At 62.5% G+C, this 18,881-nt stretch carries 19 protein-coding genes; 8 read left to right on the plus strand and 11 right to left on the minus strand.

Going from position 1 to position 18,881, the window contains the following annotated elements:
- The first annotated feature begins 59 nt into the window (after window positions 1–59).
- Window positions 60–683: a DedA family protein gene (locus BM317_RS25660; RefSeq protein ID WP_092476767.1), complete on the plus strand. Its 624-nt coding sequence runs from the start codon at window positions 60–62 to the stop codon at window positions 681–683.
- Here the strand turns inward: BM317_RS25660 and BM317_RS25665 are convergent.
- Window positions 664–1,899, minus strand: a complete 1,236-nt coding sequence (locus BM317_RS25665) for a sterol desaturase family protein (RefSeq protein WP_092476769.1) — start codon at window positions 1,897–1,899, stop codon at window positions 664–666. The genes BM317_RS25660 and BM317_RS25665 overlap by 20 nt on opposite strands.
- A 123-nt stretch (window positions 1,900–2,022) precedes the next feature.
- Here BM317_RS25665 and elbB point away from each other — a divergent pair, with 123 nt between their 5' ends.
- Window positions 2,023–2,691 (plus strand): isoprenoid biosynthesis glyoxalase ElbB, encoded by a 669-nt coding sequence (elbB, locus tag BM317_RS25670; RefSeq protein WP_092476771.1) that lies wholly within the window; start codon window positions 2,023–2,025, stop codon window positions 2,689–2,691.
- Window positions 2,692–2,813: 122 nt separating this feature from the next.
- Here elbB and BM317_RS25675 read toward each other — a convergent pair whose 3' ends face one another.
- The gene (locus BM317_RS25675; RefSeq protein ID WP_092476773.1) at window positions 2,814–3,269 is read right to left on the minus strand and encodes a YaiI/YqxD family protein; all 456 of its coding nucleotides are present in this window, start codon (window positions 3,267–3,269) and stop codon (window positions 2,814–2,816) included.
- Between the two features lie 109 nt (window positions 3,270–3,378).
- Window positions 3,379–5,277 (minus strand): cytochrome c/FTR1 family iron permease, encoded by a 1,899-nt coding sequence (locus BM317_RS25680; protein WP_092476775.1) that lies wholly within the window; start codon window positions 5,275–5,277, stop codon window positions 3,379–3,381.
- Between the two features lie 314 nt (window positions 5,278–5,591).
- On the opposite strand from BM317_RS25680, the gene BM317_RS25685 reads away from it, so the two are divergent.
- The 4 genes from BM317_RS25685 (at window position 5,592) to BM317_RS25700 (ending at window position 8,911) form a co-directional block, all read left to right on the plus strand.
- Window positions 5,592–6,986 carry a COG3014 family protein gene (locus BM317_RS25685; protein ID WP_092476800.1) on the plus strand — a complete coding sequence of 465 codons (1,395 nt, stop codon included), beginning with the start codon at window positions 5,592–5,594 and terminating at the stop codon, window positions 6,984–6,986.
- A gap of 18 nt (window positions 6,987–7,004) precedes the next feature.
- Complete coding sequence (locus tag BM317_RS25690) at window positions 7,005–7,376, plus strand: YcfL family putative periplasmic lipoprotein (RefSeq protein ID WP_092476777.1); 372 nt, start codon at window positions 7,005–7,007, stop codon at window positions 7,374–7,376.
- Window positions 7,377–7,576: 200 nt separating this feature from the next.
- Window positions 7,577–8,164, plus strand: coding sequence for a penicillin-binding protein activator LpoB (gene lpoB, locus BM317_RS25695; protein WP_003177333.1), 588 nt, complete (start codon window positions 7,577–7,579; stop codon window positions 8,162–8,164).
- A 3-nt stretch (window positions 8,165–8,167) separates the two neighbouring features.
- Window positions 8,168–8,911 (plus strand): penicillin-binding protein activator LpoB, encoded by a 744-nt coding sequence (locus tag BM317_RS25700; RefSeq protein WP_092476779.1) that lies wholly within the window; start codon window positions 8,168–8,170, stop codon window positions 8,909–8,911.
- Window positions 8,912–9,047: 136 nt separating this feature from the next.
- Here BM317_RS25700 and rhtB read toward each other — a convergent pair whose 3' ends face one another.
- The 3 genes from rhtB to BM317_RS25715 all read right to left on the minus strand — a co-directional run bounded on the left by rhtB (window position 9,048) and on the right by BM317_RS25715 (window position 12,274).
- On the minus strand, window positions 9,048–9,680 hold the full coding sequence (gene rhtB / locus BM317_RS25705; RefSeq protein WP_060740110.1) for a homoserine/homoserine lactone efflux protein: 633 nt from the start codon (window positions 9,678–9,680) through the stop codon (window positions 9,048–9,050).
- Window positions 9,681–9,782: 102 nt separating this feature from the next.
- On the minus strand, window positions 9,783–10,364 hold the full coding sequence (locus BM317_RS25710; RefSeq protein WP_060740109.1) for a mechanosensitive ion channel family protein: 582 nt from the start codon (window positions 10,362–10,364) through the stop codon (window positions 9,783–9,785).
- On the minus strand, window positions 10,364–12,274 hold the full coding sequence (locus tag BM317_RS25715; RefSeq protein ID WP_092476781.1) for an ATP-binding cassette domain-containing protein: 1,911 nt from the start codon (window positions 12,272–12,274) through the stop codon (window positions 10,364–10,366). Before BM317_RS25715 ends, BM317_RS25710 begins: the two co-directional genes overlap by 1 nt.
- A 50-nt stretch (window positions 12,275–12,324) precedes the next feature.
- Here BM317_RS25715 and BM317_RS25720 point away from each other — a divergent pair, with 50 nt between their 5' ends.
- Window positions 12,325–12,789 (plus strand): TIGR02444 family protein, encoded by a 465-nt coding sequence (locus BM317_RS25720; protein WP_092174791.1) that lies wholly within the window; start codon window positions 12,325–12,327, stop codon window positions 12,787–12,789.
- Here BM317_RS25720 and BM317_RS25725 read toward each other — a convergent pair.
- The gene (locus BM317_RS25725; protein WP_092476783.1) at window positions 12,786–13,976 is read right to left on the minus strand and encodes an AlgP family protein; all 1,191 of its coding nucleotides are present in this window, start codon (window positions 13,974–13,976) and stop codon (window positions 12,786–12,788) included. The genes BM317_RS25720 and BM317_RS25725 overlap by 4 nt on opposite strands.
- A gap of 191 nt (window positions 13,977–14,167) precedes the next feature.
- Between BM317_RS25725 and BM317_RS25730 the strand changes: the two genes are divergently transcribed.
- Window positions 14,168–14,833, plus strand: a complete 666-nt coding sequence (locus BM317_RS25730; RefSeq protein WP_092174800.1) for an FKBP-type peptidyl-prolyl cis-trans isomerase — start codon at window positions 14,168–14,170, stop codon at window positions 14,831–14,833.
- 58 nt (window positions 14,834–14,891) lie between these two features.
- On the opposite strand, the gene BM317_RS25735 is transcribed toward BM317_RS25730, so the two are convergent.
- The 4 genes from BM317_RS25735 to BM317_RS31270 form a co-directional block, all read right to left on the minus strand.
- Entirely contained in the window at window positions 14,892–15,350 is a 459-nt protein-coding gene (locus BM317_RS25735) for an Rsd/AlgQ family anti-sigma factor (protein ID WP_060740104.1), read from the minus strand.
- 175 nt (window positions 15,351–15,525) lie between these two features.
- On the minus strand, window positions 15,526–16,068 hold the full coding sequence (locus BM317_RS25740; protein ID WP_092174809.1) for a disulfide bond formation protein B: 543 nt from the start codon (window positions 16,066–16,068) through the stop codon (window positions 15,526–15,528).
- A gap of 410 nt (window positions 16,069–16,478) precedes the next feature.
- Complete coding sequence (locus BM317_RS25745; RefSeq protein ID WP_092476785.1) at window positions 16,479–17,726, minus strand: heme biosynthesis protein HemY; 1,248 nt, start codon at window positions 17,724–17,726, stop codon at window positions 16,479–16,481.
- Complete coding sequence (locus BM317_RS31270; protein ID WP_256574262.1) at window positions 17,723–18,856, minus strand: uroporphyrinogen-III C-methyltransferase; 1,134 nt, start codon at window positions 18,854–18,856, stop codon at window positions 17,723–17,725. The genes BM317_RS25745 and BM317_RS31270 overlap by 4 nt, the downstream gene beginning before the upstream one ends.
- Window positions 18,857–18,881: the final 25 nt, after the last annotated feature.

Here is an 18,881-nt window from a genome sequence, read left to right on the forward strand (position 1 = left end):
ACTTTCCTGAATGTGCCTGAAGGGTTAGGCTGCGCGTTCATTTCGCCAGCACCCAGACAATGCTCCAACAATTTCTGCATGACTTCGGCTACTTGGCCTTGTTTATCGGCACGTTCTTCGAAGGCGAAACCATCCTCGTGCTCGCAGGTTTCCTGGCGTTCCGTGGCTATATGGACATCAACCTGGTAGTGGTCGTGGCTTTCTGCGGCAGCTACGCGGGCGATCAGCTGTGGTATTTCCTGGGACGCAAGCACGGCCGCAAGCTCCTGGCGCGCAAGCCGCGTTGGCAGTTGATGGGGGATCGCGCGCTGGAGCACATCCGCCGGCATCCAGACATCTGGGTGCTGAGCTTCCGCTTCGTCTATGGCCTGCGCACGGTGATGCCGGTGGCGATCGGCCTGTCAGGCTACCCGCCGGGCCGCTACCTGCTGCTCAACGGCATCGGCGCGGCGATCTGGGCCACGGCCCTGGCCGCTGCCGCGTATCACTTCGGCGCCGTGCTGGAAGGCATGTTGGGCAGCATCAAGAAATATGAGCTGTGGGTACTCGGCGCGCTGCTGGTGCTGGGCCTGGTCCTGTGGTTGCGCCGACGCATCAAGAATGCGCGGCTGGCCAGGAAAGTCCTCGAAGCCGAACGCCTGGAACAAGCCGGGTCCGACGCACCTACGACGCCAACCGAGTAAAGCGGCTGCGGCAGCAATACAGCCCGATGCCACTGAGCAGGCTGTAGCTGAGCAGCCCGACCCAGGCCACAGCGCTGGCCGGCCACAACCCGGCCAAGGGCGCCAGCCACACCAGCGGCAGGTTCGAGGCCAGCCGCAACAGCTCCAGTTTCAGTGCCCACGGGCGATTCTCCAGGGCCACGCCCAACACGAACAGACCGAACGCCACCGCGCCCCACCCCAGCACCAGGGCGGCGACCGGCAGGCTGCTTTCAAGGTTCATCAAATAACTGCCCAAGGCAATGTAGACGCAGAACTGCAGCCCCACGTACCACTGCTGGCGCGGGTCCAGCGGCACGGTGAATTTGCGGAACTGGCTCAGGTCGGGCTTGCTCAACGGGTACTGGGCCGCGACGTCCGCCGGACGCCAACCAGTGGGCATGAACCAGATCCGCAGCTTGTCCCACCAGCGCCCGGTCCGTCGCGCATCGGCCCACAGCTGTGCATAGAACTGCAGGTTGGCCCACAACGGATTCCAACTCGCCAGCGGCGTGGTCACGCCAAAAATCACCGGCTCGTTATCGTCTTCTTCTTGGAAGGTGCCAAATAGACGGTCCCAAATAATGAACACCCCGCCGTAGTTGCGATCCATGTAGAGAGGGTTCTGTGCATGGTGGGCACGATGATTGGACGGCGTCACGAAACACCACTCCAGCCAGCCGAGCTTGGGGATGTGCTGGGTGTGGACCCAGAACTGGTACAGCAGATTCAACGCCGCGACGCTGACGAAGACCACCAGCGGCACGCCCAGTACGGCAAGCGGGACGTAGAAGATCCAGCTCAACAGGAACCCGGTGCTGGTCTGGCGCAACGCGGTGGACAGGTTGTAGTCCTCGCTTTGGTGGTGAACCGAATGGGCGGCCCAGAGGATGTTGCGCTCATGGCCCATGCGATGCAGCCAGTAGTAACAGAGGTCGTAGAGCACGAAGGCGAACACCCAGGTCCAGGCCCGGTCGGCAGGCAGTTCGATGACGGCCAGGTGTTTCAGCGCAAAGGCGTAGGTCAGCAGCCCCACGCCCTTGGTCAACAGGCCCGTGGTGGTCGACAGCACGCCGGTGCTCAAGCTGTTGATCGCGTCCGCCACGCGGTAGTGGCTCACACCCCGCCAGCGATCGGCCAGCAACTCGACGGCGATCAGCACGAAGAAGAACGGCACGGCATACAGGATGAAGTTCATGACGCAACCCGGGCACGCAAGGCAAGGAGATAGTCGGCAGATTAGGTGTAGCTGCCCGATCCCCCTATGGCAACGAGTGACAAATTAGTAGACATTTAACGCCATGAATCTGGAGAAAAGCCCATGAGCAAAAAAATTGCAGTGATCCTTTCCGGCTGTGGCGTGTATGACGGCGCCGAGATCCACGAAAGCGTGATCACCTTGCTGCGTCTCGACCAGCGCGGGGCGCAGGTCCAGTGCTTCGCCCCCAACATTGCCCAGTTGCATGTGATCAATCACCTGACCGGCGAGGAAATGCCCGAGAGCCGCAACGTGTTGGTGGAGTCGGCGCGAATCGCCCGGGGCAACGTGAAGGATTTGCGTGAAGCCAGGGTCGAGGATTTCGACGCCTTGATCGTACCCGGTGGTTTTGGCTCGGCGAAAAACCTCTCCAACTTTGCCGTCGAAGGCGCCGGCTGCACCGTCCAGCCAGAGGTCCTGGCCTTGACCAAAGCCTTTGCCGAGGCGGGCAAACCGGTCGGGCTGATCTGCATCTCCCCGGCCCTGGCGGCCAAAATCTATGGCCCGGGGGTGACGTGCACCATCGGCAACGACCCGGACACGGCGGCAGCCGTGGGCAAAATGGGCGGCACTCACGAAGACTGCGCGGTCACCGACATCGTCGAAGACCGCGCGCGCAAACTGGTCAGCACCCCGGCCTACATGCTGGCGCAGAACATCAGCGAAGCGGCTTCAGGCATCAACAAACTGGTGGACCGGGTGCTGGAGCTGACGCACGAGAATGACGCCTGACACCAGCGCCATCCTTGTGGGAGCGGGCTTGCTCGCGAAGGCGTCGGTTCAGTTGGCATCTCTGTCGGCTGACACACCGCCTTCGCGAGCAAGCCCGCTCCCACAAGGGGTCCAGGCAAGATTTAAGAGGCTCGGGCCAAGCGCGTCAGTATCCGGTCCAAAGCATTGGCAAACCCCTGCTTGTCTCGCTCGCTGTACGCGGCCGGGCCACCGCCCATATGGCCCTGCTCGCGCAAATCGGTGAACAGGTTTCGCACCGCCAGCCGCTCACCCATGTTTTGCGCATCGAACTCCTTGCCTCGCGGGTCCAGGGCCGCGACGCCCTTCTTCACCAACCGATCAGCCAGGGGCACGTCGCTGCAGATCACCAGCTCGCCCGGCACGGCGTGTTCCACCAAGTAGTCGTCCGCCGCGTCGGGGCCGCTGGGCACCACGATCAATTTCACACAGGCCAGGGCCGGCTTGATCTGCGGTTGACCGGCCACCAGCACCACCTCGAACCGGCGCTTCAGGGCGAACTTGACCACCAGCTCCTTCGCCGCCTTGAGGCAGGCATCGGCGTCGATCCATATGCGCATTGGGGCTGTTCCTCTTTTCAAATGCATCGCGAGCAAGCTCGCTCCCACAAGGACAGCCTACATCCTGTGGGAGCGAGCTTGCTCGCGATCATGAGCGCAGCGAATGCTGTCAGGAAACCTGGACCCGACGCTTCTCCGCTACCCAACTGCGCCCATACAGCACTACGATCGCCAGGATCGCCACCACTTGCGCGGCCAGCGAATAGGCATCGGCATGAATGCCCAGCCAGTCGAAGTCGAAGAACGCCACCGGGTGGGTGCCGAAGATCCCGGCTTCCTGCAACGCCTTCACGCCATGGCCGGCAAACACTACCGACAGTGCGCACAGCAACGCGGCGTTGATGCTGAAGAACAGCGCCAGCGGCAGTTTCGCCGAGCCGCGCAGGATCACCCAGGCCAGCCCCACCAGCAGCACCAGCGCCGTCGCGCCGCCGGCCAGCACTGCGTCATGCCCGGCAGGACCCGCTTGCAACCACAGGGTTTCGTAGAACAGGATCACTTCGAACAGTTCACGATAGACCGAGAAGAACGCCAGGATCGCAAAACCAAACCGACCACCGCCGCCCACCAGGCTGCTCTTGATGTAATCCTGCCAAGCCGCCGCGTGACGACGGTCGTGCATCCAGACCCCCAGCCACAACACCATCACACTGGCGAACAACGCCGTCGCGCCCTCGAGCAGCTCGCGCTGGGCGCCGCTGACGTCGATCACATACGCCGCCAGCCCCCAGGTCGCCAGGCCGGCCAGCAGCGCCAGGCCCCAACCGACGTTGACGCTGCGCACCGCCGACTGCTGGCCGGTATTGCGCAGGAACGCCAGGATCGCCGCCAGCACCAGGATCGCTTCCAACCCTTCACGCAGCAGGATCAGCAACCCGGAGATGTAGCTCAGCGACCAGCTCAAGCCATCGCCACCCAGCAGGCCGGCGGACTCCTTCAGCTTGGCCTTGGCCACGTCCAGGCGCTGTACGGCCTGCTCCACCGGCAAACCGTCCTGCAACGACTGACGGTAGGCCATCAGGGCCTTTTCGGTGTCCTTGCGCACATTGGCATCGACGTTGTCCAGCGAGCTTTCCACCAGCTCGAAACCTTCCAGGTAAGCCGCTACCGACAGGTCATAGGCTTGGTCGTGGTCACCGGCGCGATACGCGGCGATACTTTTGTCCAGGGTGGCGGCCGTGTAGTCGAGCAACTGCGCCGGGCCACGTTGTACCTGCGGCGGCTGGGCGCGCTGGGCACGGAATGTCGCCGCCGCTGCGGGGCCTTGCGCCGCGAGCACTTCGGCCGGGGTCTGGCGCGCCAGGTCAGCGAGATTGAAGACCTGTTCGCCTTTGGCCGCTGCCGGGTCGGCGCTGAAGCTGGCGATGTAGGTTGCCAGGTCCCAGCGCTGACGGTCGTCGAGCTGATCGGCGAAGGCCGGCATGTCGGTGCCTTCGATGCCCATGCCGAGGGTGTTGTAGATCGCGTAGAGACTCAGGCGATCCAGGCGCTGGGCGTCGCGCAAGTTGGCGGGCGGCGGTTCCAGGCCAACACCGGCAGGACCGTCGCCGACACCGTTGGCGCCGTGGCACACCGAGCAATTCTGCGCATACAGCGGCGCGCCGCGGGTGGGGTCGGGCGTGATGACCGGTGCCTGGCTGACTTCATACGCTACCGCCAGCTTGGCCCCCAGTTGCCGCGCCAGGCGCGCAACATCGCCGCCGTCCTGGCGCTGGGTGATCGCCGTGCGCAAGGTGCCGATGCCCTCGACCAGCTCAGTCCTTTCCGGCTTGGCCGGCAACCCGGCGACCAACCCTTCCAGCGCCTGGGTAAATTCCAGCTGCTCGCGGTACTCCGCCTCGTCGATGACCTTGCCCGCCTCGACCGTCGCCGGGTAATCCGCTCCGATGTAATCCAACAAATGCAGCGCCTGGGGGGCACTCTCGAGGGTGTCGGCCTGCAGCGCAGTGCTGCACAAAGCTAGCAATGGCAGAACAAGCCAGGCCAGGAAACGGAACGGCGCAGTCATGAATGACTCTCAGTTGGTAATAAGAAGTAACACATTGTTCACTTCCAATGGCTTCGGCTCAAGGGCGGATGTGGCTTGGAAGCCGATTTTCATCGGATTTTAATGCTTTGGAGGTGATGTCACAAAAATGGCACTTAGGAACTGAAAAGCCATTACATAGCCAAGCACCATGTCTATAATCCCGCCGCCTTCTTATTGTTAGATGGCATAAAAGCTCCTCTTTTTATGAGGAACCGACAGCGTCCCGACGCTTGTCCGTGGGATCGCTCCAGCCCGACCCGCACACCCGGCTGCTATCAGGGAAGAAAATGTTCATGGCATCCCGTGCCGCTCTTTCGGTCGTCCTCGGCGCGATCACCTTGTTGTCCGGCTGCTCGGCCTTTCGCAACTATGACAGCGAATTGGCCCAGACCAACCAGCAGTTGGCGTCCGGCAATGTCGACGGCGCGTTGACCCTGCTGGAAAAGAACAACTCCAGCCAAGACAAGGACCTGCTGTATTACTTCGAGAAAGGTGAGCTGCTGCGTGCCAAGGGCGACTTGTCCGGCAGCCAGACCGCCTGGAGCAGCGCCGACCAACAAGTGGCCCAGTGGGAAGATGCGGTCAAGCTCGACACGGCCAAGTACCTGGCCCAGTTCGGCAGTTTCCTGGTCAACGATAAAGTCCGCCGCTACGAAGGCTACGACTACGAAAAGGTCATGCTGACCACCCAGATGGCCCTGAACCTGCTGGCGGTGAATGACTTCGACGGCGCGCGGACCCAGATCAAGAAGACCCACGAACGCGAAGCGGTGATCGCCGACCTGCGGGACAAGGAATACCTCAAGCGCGAGGAAGAAGCCGAGAAACAAGGGGTCAAGACCGAGTACAAGGACCTCCAGGGTTACCCGGTGGCCAGCCTCGACGCCCCGGAAGTGGTCAACCTCAAGAACAGTTACCAGAGCGCGTTCAGCCATTACCTGGCCGGTTTTGTCTACGAAGCCCTGGGTGAAAAGGACCTGGCCGCACCGGGTTATCGCAAGGCCGCCGAACTGCGCCCCAACACACCGTTGCTGGAGCAGGCCCTGCGTGACCTCGACAAGCCCGCCGCCAAGAGCGACGACAGCGACATCCTGATCGTGGTGCAGAGTGGCCTGGCACCGTCCCGGGACTCGATCCGCATTCCCTTGCCTTTGCCAATCAGCGGCAACCTGGTCATCACGCCGTTGTCGTTCCCCCTGATCAAGCCTGACACCTCCACGGCCACCTTCGGCCAGATCGGTGTCGACGGCCGTCAGCTGGACCTGACCCAACTCAACAGCACCACCGCCATGTCCCGTCGGGCCCTGCGCGACGACATGCCGGGCATCATCCTGCGCACCACCGTGCGCGCCGTCACCCGTGGTGTGGCGCAAAAGCAGATCAACGAAACCAATCCCCTGGCCGGCCTGGCCGTCGGCCTCACCTCGGCGGTATTCGAAGGGGCCGACACCCGGACCTGGCGCACCCTGCCCGACTACACCCAGGTGGTGCGCCTGCGCCTGAAGAAAGGCGAGCACCAGGTCACCTTGCCAAGTGCCGTGGGCGGCTCGGTGGTCAAGGTCACCGTCGACCAGCGCTACCAGGTCATCAGCCTTCGCGCCGTGGGTAACCAGGTGTTCGCCGGCGGCCTCGCGGCCCAGGTGATGCCGAGCGCCAACCCGACCGCCATTGCCCTCAAGCAACCTTAAGAACGGAGTCTTGTTCACATGCGTTTAAAAATGATCGCCGTCGGCGCCCTGGCCTTGCTGGCCGGTTGCGCCACCCCGCCGCCTCCGGAGCCGGGCAGCGCCGCCAGCAAGGTCGTGGCGATGGGCAAGACCAAGAACATCGTGGTCGGCGCCATGCGCGTGGCCCGGGAAAACGGCTACATGACCGTCAATGTCCAGTTGAGCAACACCAGCTACAACAACAAGACGATGTACTACCGCTTTGCCTGGTTGGGGCCGGAAGGTTTTCCGATCGCCGAGGAAGAAACCTGGAAAAGCCTGACGCTGTACGGCGAACAGACCAGCTTCCTGCCGGCCATCGCCCCGACACCCAAGGCCGTGGATTTCCGTTTGGAAATCAGTACCCCTTGAGCCTGATCCCGGTCGGTCAAGCCAACACCAGACCTGTGGCGAGGGGATTTATCCCCGCTGGGCTGCGCAGCAGCCCTCAAACCGACGGACTCGGTATGTCAGGTAGATTTCATTCAGTTTTTTGGGGCTGCTACGCAGCCCAACGGGGATAAATCCCCTTGCCACAAAAACCCTTTATGCAGCAATTTGAGAGCACCCACATGTTCGTACGCATTTCATCCCTCGCCCTCGCCGCCCTGCTGGTCAGCGGCTGTGCCAACAACTCGCCGGTCCTGGGCAACAAGAACATCAGCTACGGCGACACCAAGGCCGTGGAAACCGTGACCAACGAGTTCGGTTCCACCGACCTGCAAATGATCGCCGAGTCCATGACCCGCTCCCTGGCCCAGTCCGGCATCCTGCAGGGTCGCCCGGTGGTCCAGGTCTATGACGTGAAGAACAAGACCAGCGAATACATCGATACCCGCGAAATCACCACCAGCATCAAGACCCAGCTGATGAAGACCGGCGCCGCCCGTTTCGCCAGCGACAACACCGCCATGGACAGCCAGGTCGACCAGCTCAAGCTGCAGAACCAGAGCGGCCTGTACAAGAAAAGCACCGTGGCCAAGACCGGCAACATGATCGCGGCCAAGTACCGCCTCGAGGGCTCCATCAGCTCGATCGTCAAGCGCAGCAGCGACTACAAGGACGTCTTCTACAAATTCAGCCTGCAATTGATCGACGTCGAGAGCGGTCTGGCCGAGTGGATGGACGAAAAAGAAATCCGCAAGACCACGGAGCGCTAAGCCATGCGCACATGGATAGGCATCATGGCCCTGGCCTGCGCATTCAGCACGCAGGCAGCCCCAAAAGTCGCGGTGACCGACCTGGCGTACCAGGAGCGGGTGGAGGAATACATCCACACCGTTTCAGCGCAGAGCAACTTCCAGGCGAACCCCTACAGTGCCAGCGCTTCCTCGAGCTACGACGAGATGGAAGCCACCAGCAGCTACATCGAGCAGGGCGAACTGCGCAAGTTCACGGGTGACATCAAGGGCGAGATCCTGCGCAGCGGGATGTTCCAGCTGACCCAGGGCACGCCTCACACGGCGGCGTCCAATGGCGACGTCTATGACGTCATCAAGCGCATCAAGGCCGGGAACTTCAAGGGTGCCGACTACGTGCTGTTCGGCACGGTGTCGGACATCGACTTCACCCGCGACATCAACGAACTGGCCAACACCGACAGCTACTCGGCCGTGCTGGCGCTGACCCTGGTGGCGGACTTCAGCCTGATCAACACCAAGACCTACGAAATCACCTCGGCCTTTACGGCCATGGGCGAAGGCCAGGACACCAAAATGTTGAACCACCGGGACGTGCGCATCAGCCTCAACCGTCCACGGGTGGTGCGCGAAGTGTCCAAGGCCCTGGGTGAAGACGTGGCGCGGCAGCTGAGTGAACAACTCGGCGGCCAGAGCAACCAACAGCCCGGCGAGCCGATGCAGCGCAACAACCTGCCCCGGGATACCGCGCCGGTGATCCTGCGCTGAGCCACACCGTCGGGTAGCTCTTCAGCTGCTTCTGTGGCGAGGGGATTTATCCCCGCTCGAGTGCGTAGCGCTCGCAGAGTTCTTGGGGCTGCTTCGCACCCCAGCGGGGATAAATCCCCTCGCCACAGGTTTTGCTTTACACCGCAGCCTTGCGAATCGTCGCGAGCAAACCCGCCGCGCCAATGAACATACCCGCGAAGGCGCGGTTCATCCGCCGTTGCTGCTTCGGTGTGCGCAACAGGCGCAGGACCTTGGACGCCAACCCGGTGTACCCGGCCATGACGATGAGATCGACGACGATCATTGTGACGCCCAGGATCAGGTATTGCGGGATCAACGGTGCGTGGGGATTGATGAACTGCGGCAACACCGCCAGCATGAATACCAACGCCTTGGGGTTGCTGACGTTGACCAGAAAGCCGCGAAACACCAGTGCCAGGGGCTTGCCGATGGGCCGCGGGGCCGCGTCATCAGTCATGTCACCGGGGATGGCTCGCCACTGTTTGACCCCCAGGTAGACCAGATAGGCCACGCCGAACCACTTGATCGCATAGAACGCGGTGGCCGACGCCGTGAGGATCGCGCCAACACCGGCGGCGACGATCACGATTTGCAGCGCCAGGCCCAATTGCAGGCCCAGGGCATTCCAGTAACCGCGCCAAAAACCGTAGCGCAAGCCACTGGACATCGATGCAATGGCGCCGGCGCCCGGGGAAAGACTGATCACCCAACAGGCGGCGAAAAACGCCAGCCATGTTTCCAACACCATTGCACACCTCGGCTCGGATTCGTCGAAAACGACTAAGCTAATGCGCCGCCGCAGGATTGACCATCGCTTTTTTGCAAAAAAAAGCCAATCGGCGAGGCCAGGTTATTCGACGAACCCACCCACCGGAAACGCTTCGCTGCCACGCCAGCGCCGTACCGAACGCTGGAAGAACAGGCTGTTGGGCACTTGCACCATGGCGCTGCCGGTGCCGAGTTCCTCGGGTTCGATCAGCGTGGTGTACAGCAGATTGATCGCCACCACGCGCCCTTTGATGCCGGGCTTGTCGGTGGTATCCACCAACTCGACCACATCGCCCAGGCGAAACGGTCCGACGGTGTAGATCAACACGGCGCAGAACAGGTTGGACAGCACGCTCCAGATGGCGAAGAACGCCACCGCTGCCACCGCGACAAAACCCGACAGAGCCGTCCACAGCACCGTGGCCGAGACGCCCAGGCGTTCGAGCACCACCAGCACCGCAGTCCCCATGATCAGCCAGCGCAGCACGCCCCGCAGGATAATCACCAGTTGGGGTGGGAGCGGGTAACGCTCACCCAGGCCCGTGAGCGCACGCGCGACGAAGCGCTGCGAGACATAACCGGCCACCAGGATCAACAGGATTTGCACACCGAGCCAGATCGGCTCGATCCACATGACAGGGACAGGCAACGCCAACGCTTCCATCAGGACAAGGCCTCCAGCTCCGCTTGCAGGTTTTCCAGCAGTTCCAGCGCTTGCATCCACGCCTCCTCGAGCTCCGCTTCCCGAACCTTCAGCCTGGCCTGCTCGGCCAGCAGGTCACGCAACTCATCCTTGCGCGCCGCCTCGTAGAGACCACTGTCGCCCAGGCTGGTTTCGATTTTCTGCAGTTTTTCATGCAGCTTGCCCAGCTCGGCTTCGAGCTTGTCGGCCTCGCGCTTGTGCGGCGCCAGTTGCTGGCGCAATGCGGCGGCGGCCTGGCGCTGGGCCTTTTTGTCGGTCTTGTCCGGGTTGACCGGCGTGCTGCTGACCGGCGCGTTGCGCTGGCGGTACTCCACCAGCCAACGGGCATAGTCTTCCAGGTCACCGTCGAACTCCTCGACCTTGCCGTCGGCCACCAGGAAGAAATTATCCGTGGTGCTCTTGAGCAAATGCCGATCGTGGGACACCACCAGTACCGCGCCACTGAATTCCTGCAAGGCCATGGTCAGGGCCAGGCGCATTTCCAGGTCCAGGTGGTTGGTCGGTTCGTCGAGCAGCAACAGGTTCGGCCGGCCCCAGGCGATCAACGCCAGCGCCAGGCGCGCCTTTTCGCCACCGGAGAAATTCAACACCGGCTCGTCGATGCGCGCCCCGCGAAAATCGAACCCACCGAGGAAGTCGCGCAGGGTTTGCTCCCGCTCGCTTGGCGCCAGGCGTTGCAGGTGCAGCAGCGGGCTGGCCTTGGAGTCCAGGGAGTCGAGCTGGTGCTGGGCGAAATAGCCAACGACGGTGTTCTCGCCTCGGGTCAAGCGGCCAGCCAATGGCTGGAGTTCGCCCGAGAGGTTCTTGATCAGGGTCGACTTACCGGCACCGTTGGGGCCCAGCAGACCGATCCGCGCCCCCGGGGTCAGTTGCAGCTTGACCTTCTCCAGCACGGTCTTGTCGCCATACCCCAGGCGCGCGTCGGACAGGTCGATCAACGGGCTGGAAATCTTGGTCGATTCGCGGAAGACAAAATCGAACGGTGAATCGACGTGGGCCGCCGACAGCTCTTCCATCCGCTCCAGCGCCTTGATCCGGCTCTGGGCCTGGCGGGCCTTGGTGGCCTGGGCCTTGAAGCGGGCGATGTAGCTTTCCATGTGCGCACGTTGCGCCTGTTGCTTCTCGTAGGCCTGCTGTTGCTGGGCCAGGCGTTCGGCACGGGCGCGCTCGAAGGCGCTGTAGCCGCCGCGGTACAAGGTGAGCTTGCGCTGGTCGACATGGGCGACGTGATCCACCACCGCGTCGAGGAAATCGCGATCGTGGGAAATCAGCAGCAGCGTGCCCGGGTAACTCTTGAGCCAGTCTTCGAGCCAGATGATGGCGTCGAGGTCCAAGTGGTTGGTCGGTTCATCGAGCAGCAGCAGATCCGAAGGGTACATCAGGGCCTGCGCCAGGTTCAGGCGCATCCGCCAGCCACCGGAGAAGTCCCCGACCTGGCGGTCCATCTGTTCATTGGTAAAACCCAGGCCAGCGAGCAACTTGCGCGCGCGGGCATCGGCGGTATAGCCGTCGGCACTGTCGAGTTCCGCGTGCAGGCGGGCCTGTGCGGCACCGTCGTGGGCCGCTTCGGCTGCCGCCAGGTCACGCTGCACCTGGCGCAGGCGCAGGTCGCCATCGAGCACGTAGTCCACCGCCAGGCGATCGAGGGTGTCGACCTCCTGGCGCATGTGAGCGATACGCCAGTCGGCCGGCAGCAGGCAATCGCCCGAGTCCGGGTGCAGCTCGCCTCGCAGCAAGGCGAACAGGCTCGATTTGCCGGCGCCGTTGGCACCGATGAGGCCGGCTTTGTGGCCGGCGTGCAGGGTCAGCTCGGCGTCTTCTAGCAGACGTTGCGGGCCACGCTGTAAAGTCAGGTTCTGAAGTCGGATCATAATGGCGGCGGAGTCTACCAGCTTCGCTCGCAACTGGCGCGAGTAGCACGATGTCCCCTGACCTGTGGAGTTTTTCCCTCGACCTTTATGCCAAGCCTGGCGTAGAGCCTGCGTGCCTCACGCTACAGAGCGCCGGCATCAATGTCTGCCTGTTGCTTTGCGGGCTGTGGCTGGAACGACGCGGCGTGGCCTGCAATGAACAACGGCTGCAACAGCTTCGACAATTGACCGAGCCTTGGGAGGCAGAGGTGGTGAGGCCCTTGCGCGCGCTTCGCAGTCAATGGAAGACCGGTGCCCGGCAAGACACGGCACTCGATAGCCTGCGCGAACAGGTCAAGCGACTGGAATTGGAAGCCGAACGACGATTGCTGGAACGATTGCAGGCGGCGACCGGGAATTGGCCTGAGGAACAACCGAATGATTCAGCGCTATGGCTGCAAGGGCTGGTGACGAGTGCCGACCCAGCGAACCGCGACGCGCTGCATCAGCTGCGCGTCGCGGTGTCCGGCACTTAGGAAGCGCTGGTTGGGGTACTGCTGGTGGTCGGCGCAACGGCGGCTGGGCTGGTGGCCGAGGCCGGAGTGCTGGCGGTAGGCGCAGGTGTCGCGGTCGGGGCCGGAGTCGGTGTCGCTGGCTTGGCGGCCGGCGCAGTCGCAGGTTTTGCAGCGGCTGGCTTCTTCACGGCTGGTTTAGCGGCGGGCTTGGCGGCAGCGGGCTTGGCCGTAGCAGGCTTGGCAGCCGTTGGCTTCGCGGCAGCAGGCTTCGCGGCAGCAGGCTTCGCAGCGGCTGGTTTGGCAGCGGGTTTAGCCGCCACTTTGGCAGGCGCTTTGGCAGCGACGGGCTTGGCAGCCGTTTTCGCAACAGGCTTGGCCGCGGCCGTTTTGGTTGCCGCAGGTTTGGCAGCAGGTTTGGCGGCAGCAGGTTTGGCAGTGGATTTTACCGCCGTTTTGGCAGCCGGCTTAGCGGCAGCGGCTTTCGTCGCGGCAGGTTTTGCGGCGGCGGTTTTAGCGGCAGGCTTGGCCACAACTTTTGCTGCAGGTTTAGCAGCGGCTTTTACAGCGGGCTTGGCAGCGGCAGGTTTAGCGGCCGCCGTTTTTGCGGCTGGCTTGGCAGCAGCAGCCTTGACGACTGGTTTTTTTGCCGCAGGTTTTGCAGCGCTGGCCGCGACGGGTTTGGCAGCCGGCTTGCTGGCCGCCTTGGCCGGTGCCTTGGCGGCAGGTTTGGCTGCGGCTTTGACCGGTGCTTTTACCACGGCGGGTTTAGCCGCCGGCTTCTTGGCCGATACAGCGGCAGGCTTGGCCGCACGAAGCGACAGCGCCTTGCCCGCAGCTTCTTGCACACGACCGACACCCTGGGCCAGTTTCAGGCTTTCCTGGGCATCACGCTTGAGTTGCAAAATGTAGGCGCGGGTTTCGGACTGACGATCCTTCAGGGCATCGAGCAGGTCTTCGAGCTCTTTCACGACATCTTTGGCCTTGGCTTGTGCCTTGGCCTTGCCAGCGGTGGCTGCGTCTTGCAATTTGGTACGCGACTTGTGCAGTTTTTCCTGCGCTTTGCCGCGTTGCTTTTCCAGTTTGGCGAGCAGTTTTTCGGCATCAGCCAGGGCTTGGGAGCAGGCGTTTTCCAGATGTTCGAGCAAGCTGCCCGAGAGTTGTTGGAGCAAGTGCAACGGAGTGTTTACAGGCTTCTTGGTGGCCGACATGGTTTACCTCCTGACTGACGTGAGTGCGGCTCATACTAGACCTCTGCTGCAACCGCCGCTAGGGCATGTTGACAGTACACAAGACGTTGCGTTGCAAGGGACGAAAAATCTTCTGCGCCAGTGCCTTGGCAATCCACCTCTACAGATATCGACACTGGCATAATTCCTCGATTCGAGGCCGGAGAGCACACATGTCGCGTCACCTGTTTTTATTCCTGTGCATGGCTTGCGCCACGGTCCAGGCCGTTGAAAAAACCAGCGCAAACGATGCCCACGATCTGGCTTATAGCCTGGGCGCCAGCCTCGGCGAACGCCTGCGCCAGGACGTGCCGGACTTGCAGATCAAAGCCTTGGTCGAAGGTTTGCAACAGGCCTACCTGGGCAAACCGCTGGCCCTGAAAGATGAACGCATCGAACAGATCCTGGCCGAGCACCAGGCGCAACTGAACGCGCCATCGACATCGCCGCAGGCCGACGCCGCGTTGAAAACCGAGCAGAAATTTCTCACTGAAGAAAAAAACCGGCCCGGGGTCCAGCAACTGGCTGACGGCATTCTGCTGACCGAAATCAAGCCGGGCCATGGCACGAAGGCCGGCCCTCACGGCAAGGTCCAGGTGCTGTATACCGGTCGATTGCCAGACGGCACCGTATTCGATTCAAACCGCCAGGCACAGTGGTTCAATCTTGACAGTGTGATCGACGGTTGGCGCAGTGCGTTGCCGCAAATGCCGGTCGGCGCGAAATGGCGGCTGGTGATTCCGTCGTCCCTGGCTTATGGCGCTGAAGGGGCCGGGGATGTGATCCCACCGTACACACCATTGGTGTTTGAAATCGAGTTGCTGGGCGCGACGACCTGACGCAGGCCCAACAAAAAACGGTGCGCAATGCGCACCGTTTTTTCATGACCGCGAACCCTCAGGCCTGGACCGCAGCTTCTTCTTTGTGAGCGTTGTGCAGCACTTCGATCAGGCAGTCTTCCAATTCGAAACGCTCGTGCAGCAAGCCACCCAGTTCCTTGAATTTTTCCGCTACGCACTTGCCTTCATCGCACAGGTCGTTGAACGCCAGCAGCTTCTCGGTGATGACATCGATGCGCGGGTAGATCGTCTCGGCCAGTTCAAGGCCGCGCTTGTCGTTGAAGGCCTTCGCCTCGCCCGTCAGTTGTTCGTATATCTCGAAATGACCGGCAGACACATAGTCGACCAGCACACCGCAGAAATCCTGCAAGGGTTTGCGGCTTTCGCTCAGGGCTTCAGGCTTGGCACCGAGATCATCGTAGGCCCGAACCAGTTCATGACGCTCCTGCAGCCAACGATCGATCAGCAGATGCACCCCACCCCAGCGTTCCTGAGCATTCTGACAACTTTCGAGCATGGTGATTTCTTCCCTTGTGAGTCATGCCCCTTCGCAGCCTGTGCACGCCTGATGACCAGGGACAAGCCAGACACAACATGATCGAGCGGCACAATTCCAATAACACGTGCGGGCCAGATTATGCCCGCACGACAATGGCTTCAAGGTACGCAGGAGATAAAGTTCATACAAGTGTTTAATCCAGGGCCCGGGCCAACTGCGACGTCTCGCCGCTGAGCGGTCGTACCAGAGCACTCCAGGCAAGGCGCAGCAGCAGGTAGGTCATGGCGCTGGACACCGCGAGAAAAAACAACAGGCTCCATTCGGGGATGCTCAGGTCGAACAACGTCCACGTGATATTCGCACAGTCGACGGCGCCGTCGAGGACACGATGCAACGCGCACCACCACGACCTCGTCGGGTTGAGCTGTGCGGCACAATCGGATAACGACTCGAAGGAATGGCTTTGCATCAGGACCTGACGCCACGCCAGGGTCATGCCCCCGGTCGCAAAAACCAATCCTGCGGCGCCATAGAAGAGACTGCCTCGTTGGCCTGGCCCGTGTACACACGCTACGAGGCTGTTCGCCAGGAACAGCATCAGGCACAACCGCTGCAAGACACACAGACTGCAAGGCGTCAGGCCGGCCGAATACTCCAGATAAGTGCTGATGCCCAAAGCCAGGGCGGCGGCGATGGAAGCCATGAGAAACGAGAAGCGTGAGCTGGCCAAAGACATGGCGATTCCGTAACAGAAGAGACAAGCAGTTACGGTAGAGGAAAGCCCTCGGGCCTTTCAAGGCAGCCCCGCGCAGACACTTCACCAGGGGTGTAGGGAATTCCCGACAGGTCGAAGAGGATTCGGCGCGGTCCGCTGTAGGACTTTGCTGAAGGTATGACCAAAGCCCCAAAACCGGGGCGGTATTCGCCCCTCTCATTCAAGGACAGCACTTAATTGTGGCGAGGGGATTTAACCCCGTTGGGCTGCGCAGCAGCCTCTAAAAGCCTGACATTGCAGTGGTGCGTCAGCCCCATCGAGTCCTGCCTTCCAAGGGGCTGCTGCGCAGCCCAACGGGGATAAATCCCCTCGCCACAGCAAGCTCCCTCGCCACAAGGACTCATACATTCCCAGGAATGAGTCATGCCTTTTTAAGTGGACAACACCTGGGCCGGAACCGGCAACGGCGCGGCCAGCAGGCGCTCATCCAACAGTCCCAACCCCTCCTGGAACAACTGGTTGCTGCGCTCGGCATCCCCCAACTGCGCCAGCAGGCGCGCCAGTTCGGCGCAGGCTTCGGGATTGCGCTGGGCGCGCAAACTGCTTTCCAGATAATCCCGCGCCTTGCCCCACAAGCTGTTCTGCAGGCATAGGCGCCCCAGGGTCAGCAACAGGCTCGGGTCGGCCGGGTGGTCCTTGAGCCAGCCTTCGGCCGCTTGCAACTGGCGGATCGGATCATTGCCGCGAACCAGCCCGTACAGGCGCGCCAGATGGCTGTCATAGTGACGCTTGAGCGCGCCGCGCAGCACCTCTTCGGCTTCGACCTGGGCGCCCAACTGGCGCAATTGCTCGGCATAGGCCAGCACCAGCGCCGGCTCCTGGCGCTGTGCGGAGGTCAGTTGTTGCCAGGCTCGATTGAGCGACTGCAAACCGACGCTGCCGTCCTCCTCGCGGTGGGCCGCCAGGGTCAGGTTTTCGCCCCAGGCACGCCGCTCCAGTTCAGCCAGCTCGGCCGGCGGCAGGACTTTATCCTTGCGCAGCTCCGGCAACAGCCGGATCACCGCCGACCAATCGCCGCGCTGCTGATGCAGCCGTTGCAATTGGCGCAGGACCTGGGCGTTATGGGGATGACGCTCATGCATGGCCTGCAGCGTGCTCAGTGCGCCATCCGTGTCACCCCGATCCATCTGCAATTGCGCGTGCGTCAGGGCAATGGCCAGTTCCGCCTGGGGCTGACGCTCCAGGGCGCGCTCCAGCAAACTGTCGCTTTGCTCGTAAAGCCCTTGTTCGTTGGCCGCGCGGGCGGCCCCCAGGTAATACAGCAGCGGTTGGCGCTCGGCTTCGGCGGCACGATGCAGATGGCGCTGGGCACTGGCCCAGCGACCTTCGGCCAGGTCCAACTGACCGTGTTCGATCGCCACTTGCACCCGACGACTGCGGTTGCGCCGCGACCACGGGTTGACCACGCCGCTGGACGTGGTCACCAACCCGATCAGCGCCCTCAGGCCTCGCCACACCAGCCAGAGCAGCGCCACCAGGGCCAGGGTGACCCACAGGCCAGCTTCATAACGGAAGTTCTTGTACGCCACCAGCACGTAACCCGAATGCTCGGCAATCGCTACGCCCAGCAAAGCCGCGGCAGCGATGACCACGAACAGAATCACGTAGAGGCGCTTCATGGCGTGGCCTCCTGCGCGCCTGGGGCGGGCAGCGGCTTGACCGATTCCTGGGCATTGAGGTTGCGACGCTCAAGGTAGGCCTGGACGCTGCTCAGCGTGCCTGTCAGGTCCGGGGTGACCACGGTCACCGGTTGCCTGGACAGCTCGACCACGCGTTCGAGCATGATCTTGCTTTGCGGGTTGTCCTGGTTGAAGTTGTTCTTCAACACGTCCCGAGCCTCGGTCAGCGCCTGGGTGTATACCGGCGCCTGACCATTGAGGGCGGCCCATTGCGCCTGCTCCAGCGCCAGGCTCAAGGCCAGGCGCACTTGCACGAGGCTTTGTCCGGCCAGCAGCGGACGGACGTTCTCGTCGGCGTTGAAGTCGATGCGGATATAGCGCGAGATCTGGTCCCACCACTGCGCCCACCGGCTGGCACCATCGCCATCGGCGGTCAGGCCCAGCAGCGACTCTCCACGATCCTTGTACTCGGGTGCCAGTTCGGTCAGTTGCAACACCTGATCACGCAAGGCACCCAGTTGCAGGAATAGCCCGGTACGATCCGGTTGTTCGGTGCTGCGCAGCGCAGCGAGGGTCTTGGCCAGTTGCTCGCGGGCAGCGAACGAACCGGGGTCGTTCTGTTCGCGCAGGATTTCGTCAGCGCCCTGGACCAGCGCCTGGGCACTGTCGATGTCTTGCAGGGCGGAAAGACGCAGGCTGGCCAGGCGCAACAGGTGCTCGGCCTCCGCCAGTCGCCAGTCCTTGCGGCTGGCACCCAGCACGGTTTCCAGGCGCTGGTTCAGATGCTGCTGATCACCTTGCAACTGGGCCACCTGGCGCCGCCGCTCCTCCAGCTCTTCGGCCGGTGGCAATTGCGCCAGGCGCTCGCTCAGGCGTTGCTCGTTGAGCTTGAGGGTCTGGGCCTGGTCGTTCAGCGCCTGGACCTGGGCGGACTGCTGCTGGTTATTGGTTTGCAGGTGACGTACCTGCCACACGCCCCAACCGCCCACGGCGACACCGGCGGCGCCGAGCAGCAAGGCAACAATGGCCAGCCCGTTGCCGCGGCGCGGCGCCACTGGGGCCGGGGGTTCAACCGGCGCATCGATCGCTGGCTGGTCTAGATCTTCTTTTGGCAAGGCTGTTTCGCTCACGTATCCATCCTTTGCATTAGAAAAC

This window comes from Pseudomonas sp. NFACC24-1 (assembly GCF_900115235.1).
Taxonomy (GTDB): Bacteria; Pseudomonadota; Gammaproteobacteria; order Pseudomonadales; family Pseudomonadaceae; genus Aquipseudomonas; species Aquipseudomonas fluorescens_AA.